The organism is Escherichia sp. 93.0816, assembly GCF_013368855.2.
In the GTDB taxonomy this organism is placed as follows: Bacteria; Pseudomonadota; Gammaproteobacteria; order Enterobacterales; family Enterobacteriaceae; genus Escherichia; species Escherichia ruysiae.
Genome location: NZ_JABWNC020000067.1, coordinates 1 through 1,140, shown reverse-complemented (window position 1 = coordinate 1,140; position 1,140 = coordinate 1). Strand labels below are relative to the sequence as shown.

Here is a 1,140-nt window from a genome sequence, read left to right as displayed (position 1 = left end):
AACTGGGTTAACGTGCTGTTAAATAAGTAAAAGGTGATGGCCGGGAAGCCAGAAACGGCGCGGGCGGTAGCGTGTTAAAAAGTGTGACCTGTACCGGATCGTTCCGATGACCCGATAGGGCTAAATGGTGGGTTAAACCTGTATGCGTATGCGCCGAATCCAATATCTTGGTTAGATCCCCTTGGTTTAAGTTGTTACTTTAATTCTAAGTCTAATCGCTGGCATGACAGGCAGACAGGTCGTTTTACAAAACGACCAACAGATCCTTCTGAATTAGTTCATAATGGCCGAATTGACAAGGCTGATATAGATGCTTGGGCTAGTCAAGGAGGGATTCCAAATACATGGGGGCATGATCCGTTAAAATTCCCCAGTGGTGGTTTTAAATATGATGCTGGTAATTATACTGTTCATGGTCATGGTGCTAATCCATCTGCGGCAGCTAAATTTCCTAATTCTAATGCGGCAAATGGGCCGACAGCGAGCATGAAAAATACTTCAACACGTGAAGTGTTTAGAACCGATGGAACTTGGGGGACATTCAAATCAGATGCCAATGGTGCTCATATCCCCCTTGATGGCTCACCTTATTGAGATTATTAATATGAATTTGCAAGAAATAAAAAATAAAGTCTTATCTCTTCCTACAATAATGAATTTAGCGGATGAGCTATTAATAATTGACGAGTTGATGACTATTGATGTTAATGATTTGATTGAAGATCAAGATGTCTTTAAATTTATTATAGATGCATTAGAATTATCACATATTGATTCTGGGTTTATGGAGTTAACAGAAGAAAATGAGAGTTCATTTATAAACTTCTACAAATGGCTCAATAAAACAAATAATAAATTTAACTTGGGAATAAATGCTAACACTATAGATAGTTTTAGTTTGACTGTTGAAGATGTGAAAAAAATGATGTCATAGATAAAATATAAAGCCGGGAATATGGTCTCCCGGCTTTTTTATTATTTAACTCTCGTTCAGCACACTAAACATCCCGTCACGTATCCCCTTAACTGCCTGTTTAAACTGATAAAGTTCCCTGCGCAGTTCCTGTACTTCGTTGTTATCCGCTAGCAGGATCAGGCAACCTTCCGAGATCTTCACGGTAACGCCCGTGCCGATCTCAA

General features: G+C 39.4%; 1 protein-coding gene and 2 pseudogenes. 2 read left to right on the top strand and 1 reads right to left on the bottom strand.

Annotated elements, in window-relative coordinates:
• Nucleotides 1-102: 102 nt before the first annotated feature.
• Nucleotides 103-192, top strand: a pseudogene (locus HEM79_RS23095) (RHS repeat-associated core domain-containing protein); the annotation flags it as partial.
• A gap of 331 nt (nucleotides 193-523) precedes the next feature.
• Complete coding sequence (locus HEM79_RS22270) at nucleotides 524-934, top strand: hypothetical protein (protein WP_176241944.1); 411 nt, start codon at nucleotides 524-526, stop codon at nucleotides 932-934.
• 45 nt (nucleotides 935-979) lie between these two features.
• Here the strand turns inward: HEM79_RS22270 and HEM79_RS22840 are convergent.
• Nucleotides 980-1,140, bottom strand: a pseudogene (locus HEM79_RS22840) (SymE family type I addiction module toxin); the annotation flags it as partial.

Bases quoted from the DNA above. Each gene is read 5' to 3' on its own strand.
- HEM79_RS22270 (WP_176241944.1), top strand. From the start codon at position 524: ATGGAACTTGGGGGACATTCAAATCAGATGCCAATGGTGCTCATATCC.